At 70.5% G+C, this 5,233-nt stretch carries 2 protein-coding genes and 2 pseudogenes; all 4 read left to right on the top strand.

What is annotated here, in order from left to right:
* Positions 1-128 (top strand): annotated as a pseudogene (locus ACJOT3_RS32275) (IS5/IS1182 family transposase); the annotation flags it as partial.
* A gap of 465 nt (positions 129-593) precedes the next feature.
* Positions 594-1,289, top strand: coding sequence for a serine/threonine-protein kinase (locus tag ACJOT3_RS32270; RefSeq protein WP_406976919.1), 696 nt, complete (start codon positions 594-596; stop codon positions 1,287-1,289).
* Between the two features lie 639 nt (positions 1,290-1,928).
* Positions 1,929-2,147 (top strand): hypothetical protein, encoded by a 219-nt coding sequence (locus tag ACJOT3_RS32265; protein WP_406976918.1) that lies wholly within the window; start codon positions 1,929-1,931, stop codon positions 2,145-2,147.
* Between the two features lie 2,226 nt (positions 2,148-4,373).
* Positions 4,374-5,233: pseudogene (locus tag ACJOT3_RS32260) on the top strand (hypothetical protein); the annotation flags it as partial.

The following is a 5,233-nucleotide window of genomic DNA, read 5'->3' as shown; positions in this document are numbered from 1 at the left end:
CGCCGGGCGAGCGCGCGATCGCCCGGCTCAAGCAGTGGGACATCCTGCGCCGCCTGCGCTGCTGCCCGCAACGCGCCGGCCAGATCACCCGCGCGGTGCTGGTCCTTCAGCTCCGAGAAGCAGGATGAAAAAGGCTCACTGCTGCCCCACTGTGCCCACGAAGGCTTTTGTGTCCGCATTTTTCAACCTGGTTGGCCTCGGTGGTGTCGTTGGCGGACGAGGGCTGGCTTTGTTTCCCTCATGGAACGACTTCCTCGTGTGTGAAAAAATTGAGAGATGGCACAAGGTCCTCTGATTTATTGGCATCGTTGCTGGTTAGAGGCATAGCCGAAGTCCATTGACGGAATCGAACTTTCCTGGTGGTCCGGCATGGTGCTGTACACGTCAGAGGGCCGCTTGAATTCCGGTCCCCGCCAGGGGATGGATGAAGGCATGGACCCGGGAATCAGTGAGATCGGCGGCTACCGGCTCCCGGAGGAGATCGGCCGGGGCGGTTCGCGCACAGTCCTCTGACGGCGGGCAAGCGGTGGTGAAGCTCCTCCGCATCGGTTCGGCCTTGGCCCCGAATCCCAGCGTGCGGGAGACGTTCGCCCGTGAGGTGGCGGCGGGCCCGCAAGGTCAGCCCGTTCTGTGTCGCCCGCGTCCTGGACATCGCCCCGTACGCCGATCGCTCCTGGATCGCCGGCGAGTTCATCGAGGGCAGCACACTCACTCAGCAGATCTCCACACAGACCCCCCGTCTCGGTGCCGACCTGCAACGCCTGACCGTGTCCATCGCCACCGCGCTGACGACGATCTGCTGGGCCGGCGTCGTCCACCACTACTTCACACCCGGCAACATCATGATGGCGCCGGACGGCCCGAGGGCCATCGACTCCGGCACTGCACGATCCTTGGAGAGCCTGCACGGCCTTCTCAGCCATCGCCAAGGTCGGAACGCTGCGCTTCATGGCCTCTGGGCGGCTCACCGATGCTTCTTCCCGAGCCCGCTGTGGATGTGTTCTCGGGGATGGGGGATGGTTCGGCACACGTTCGAGGGGGGCGTTCTGGCCGCCGCGATCAATGAGATCCCGACTGGCAAGTCCGCCTGCTCGGCCGTCCCCGCCGAACTGCGTGAACTCGTGGCCGAGCGCCTGGCGAAGGCCCCGGGCCTACATCCGGGCCCTCACGAGGTGCCCAACACCCCGCCGGGGATGTATGGAGACGACACGGACATCGAGGAGGAGTCGGCCCCGACGAGGCTCCCGATGACCGGGGAGCCGCACCTGGGGAATCAGGAGCCCATATGAGTTTGCCGGTGGGTGATGCCGCTCGCTGGACGAACTCACCGAACGGCGGAGGGTGCACCTCGACCGCAAACCCGGGACATCCTGCCTGGCCCGGACGGGCCGCGGGTGATCGATTTCGGCATCACCCGGGCCCGTGCTCTGGACACCGACACCGCCTTAACGAGCCGGGTCGGCGCCCTGGTTCATATGGTCTCCGAGTAGCTCGGGGACAACGTTCCGGAGTCGGCCGTGGACGTGTCCACCCGGGGCGCGGTCATGGTCTGCGCCGTTACCTGCACCCAGGCCTTCCCGGGCCTACCTGGACCGTCCGCATCCACCAGATGCTGACCTGGCCGAGAAACCCGACCAGCGGCCCACTGCACACCGGGTACGGACATGTTCCTCACCGGAGGTCCACCGGGATCAGGCGTCCGGGGCGGCGGAGATGAGAAGGGGCGGCCGCGCTGACAGGCCCCTACCGGCGATACCGACGCTATGTGCGACCTTGGTCACCTGTCGGCAGGGCAGGGCGAGGATGCCAGGGCCGAGCAGCGGTACCGGAGAGCCATGGAAAGCGGCGGCACCCGCGCCCTGTTCGGCAGGTTCCTTCAGCGGCGGGATGTCCCGAGACCCCTGGCCACCGCCCGTCTGCTCACGGCCGTGGCCGCTCTGCTTGTGCTGCACGTGGCCATCGTCCGCATGTGGTTCACCAACGGTGTCGTGTTCGAGCCCTTTGCTGTGATTCTCGGTTGGGCGGTCTTCCCTGCCGTCACCGCTCCGCTGCCGCTCATACGGAGTTGGTGGCGGGGGTGCGAGGCGACGGCGGTGGCGATCGTGGCTGCCGTCGCGCTGGTCGCCCAGACCGAGGTGGAGCGGTAAGGGTACGCCCGAGACTTCCGCGATGAGCGGGTACCGCAGGTCGCGAGGTTCGACGGGGTTGAAACGCCCCTCGTCTTGGTGGACGGAGGTGGCTGGAAGGCGTATACACCGGTCGGGCAGGACTGGTGGAACATCCCGGCCACAGCCATCGGGTCTCCTACATCTGGCTCGACGTCCCGGAGAACCGTTTCGGCGAGGAGCAGCTTTGCGTGACCATGTGGGACGGCGTACAGGACATGGTCGAGCACGACTTCCGCCACATGCAAAGGAGGGGGATGAGGGGGCCGGCGGTCCGAGCCAGGTACGGCGTTCGACGGGTACCCGCTGTTCTTCGGGTGTGATGCGAAGTTCTTCGGGTTCGACGAGCACACCGGGCCGCGCGGGGAACGCGTGGTGGTGCTGTGGCAGGAGCAGCGCATGTCGTCGGTGGTCCATGTCGCGGACGCCCGTGTGGAGTTCGAACCGGGTGTGGTCGTCACGCTGCGCCCCCGACCGCACGGAACTGGCGTCCGAAGAGGTGCTGGAGATCATCGGGGTGCTGCGCTGGGAGGAGGGCGATCGCGAGCGGCTTGCCTGGGAGATGGCGGATGTCGCGACGCGGCCGTGGGCCCGAGGGGGACCCGGGCCCTGGTCGACCACGATGGGGTGTGGCCGTACACGGTCGGTGCGTGAGCGGTCCGGCCCGGACCGACCGAGGGGAGGTGGCCAGCGGGGAGCTCCGGGATGTGGCGCCCGCCGGACCGGTACCGGACCGGGGGTGGAGGCCACCGCGACCACCGGCATGAACCCGAGGGTGTCCACGATCAGGTGCCGTTCACGGCCGGTGGTCTTCTCGCCCGAGCCGCCCCCGCGTGTTCGTCCGCCCTCGCCAGCTTTGATCGACTGGGCGTTCGGGATCGCGGCCGTGGGCGGTGTGCTGGCAGGCGGTGGCGTCCCAGGGCGGCAGGTCACGGGGACATCCGCCACCGGCGGCCCGAGCGCGGCACGAGGAAACTCACGTCCATGACCGGCCGATCCGGTTATCGTAGGCGCGGGCCGCCCGGCCTCTGCCCTGGTCACGGACGGGCATGAGGGGCCGGTGCGAGCTGAGGGAACGGCGCCCGTGTGCTCTTCGCGCGGGAGGGCCGACCGGTCGAACGGCCGAACGCTCGCCGGCACATCCGTGGATTCGGCCGGGGAGCGGTGCCCGCCTTCGCCTGGCGTTCCGGGGCGGGGTGTTCCCGTCCTTGCCCGTTGGTCCGCGCTTGCCGCGCGGGCGGTGGCCGTTCGGGCATCCGCGGTTGCGCTCGCACTCTCGCCGCCTGACCGGTTAGTTCTGTTCGGCGGTTTTGGTCGCCGATGTTCCCCGCAGAAAACGGCACCGGGTCCCGATTCCCGCTCACCTGCACACGATGAACGTGTGAACATCGGAAACGACGCCCGTGTCATGTCCCCTGAGCCATGGCACCGCGTCGATTCGGAGGTGCCCGGCCCGCTTCCCGGTTCCTCGATGCGACCCGTGCGCTCCCTTGTGCGCACACCGGTGTTCACCGACTGCTCCCGCTCCCGCTTCTGTCGCCCATGGCGTTCGGCCACCCCACGTGTGGTGATGGAAGGTAACCGACAGGTGACCCGCATTCGGTCGTTCGGGGTGCCGGGGACCGGTGCCGGGCCCCTTCGCGCACCGTTCGGACGGCGTCCAACGCCTCGGCACGGCACACGGCCGCCTCCCAGAACAGAAGGAGACAGGAGAGATGTACGTACAAGGAGAACCCGCAGACTCCCTCCGCGTTCACCCGGTTCCTCGCACGCCGCCCCACGGCCTCCGGAACGTTCGCTGACGCCCCCGACCCGGCCCTGGCCTCGACTGCCACGCGCGGCGATGACCGCAGCACGGGAACGAACGCCGTCGCCGGTTCCGGTCCCTCCGCCGTACCGGGTCTCGCCCCCGTGCCCTTCCGGGAGGCTGGGTGGTGAGCCCCGACCTCGGCCCCGCCCGACCCTACTTCCACGAACGCGATCCGCTGCGGCACGAGCTCGTCGCCGCGTTCCGGGAACGGGCCGGGGCCCACCGGATCATCGCCCGGGTCGCCGCGGGGCGGGGCATGGACTGGCTGCGGGCCGACGCGCCGAGCTGCCCGACACGATGCGGTGGAGGCTCGCGGCGGAGTGGGCGGGGGCGGCCCTGGGGGCGGTCATGTGCTTTGTCGGCGGCCCCGCGTACGTGGGGTGCGGGCTGTTGGTGCGGTGAGCGGGCTGGTGCTGGTGACGGCCGCGGTGGTGATGCGGGCGGGTGGGGGTTCGCTGCCGCTCGGGTCGACGGAGGGCGGCGGGCGGGTGGTGGTGCGGGCGCGGTCGGTCTACGACCTGTCGAAGCTGGTGGAGGGCGGTGAACTCACCCGGGACGAGGCGCTGCGGTACACGGCGGTGTGCGGGTTCGGGGAGTTGCGGCGGTGGCTGCGCGAACACGGCGGTGTGGCCGCGGTGGTGGACGCGTGGGCGCGGGTGGAGGCCCGGTACTGCTTCGGGTACGGGGCGGGGGATGGGATCGGGGACCGGTTCGGGGTGGGGAGCGGGGCCGGTCGCGGAACCCGGGCGGAGGGCGGGGCCGGGTCCTGGCCAGGGGAGGTGGAGTGGTTCCGGGTCCCGGATGAGTGGGGTTCCCGGGGCGCGGGGGCCACGCCGTTCGGTCCGGGTGCCGGGGGCGGGAACCGAGCGGGTGAGGTGGAGCGGTCCCGGTTCTTCGACGGGTGGGGCACCCGGGGCGGGGGAGTCGCGCCGTTCGGTCCGGGGAAGGGCCGCGGGGCCGGGAGCGGTGACGGGTCCGGGGCGGGTGGTCCGGGGGATCGCGGAACCCGGGTGGAGGGCGGGGACAGGGCCAGGCCCGGGTCGGGTGGGGTGGAGCGGCTCCGGGTCTTCGACCGGTGGGGCGCCCAGGGTGGTGGAGCCGAGCGGTTCGGTCCCGGTGGCGGTCGCAGGGCCGGTTCGGGGAGCCGGTGGGGCGGGTGGCGTTCAGCCGGGTGGGTGTGGACGTCCTGTGCGCGTTCGCGGACCTGTGCCGGGGGCGCCGCCGAGCGGGCCGGCCGGGCGGCGTGGGCGCGCCGGAC

The sequence above is a fragment of the Nocardiopsis protaetiae genome (assembly GCF_045446735.1).
In the GTDB taxonomy this organism is placed as follows: Bacteria; Actinomycetota; Actinomycetes; order Streptosporangiales; family Streptosporangiaceae; genus Nocardiopsis; species Nocardiopsis protaetiae.
The sequence above is the reverse complement of the archived record's forward strand: the minus strand, read 5'-3'. Positions and strand labels throughout refer to the sequence as shown.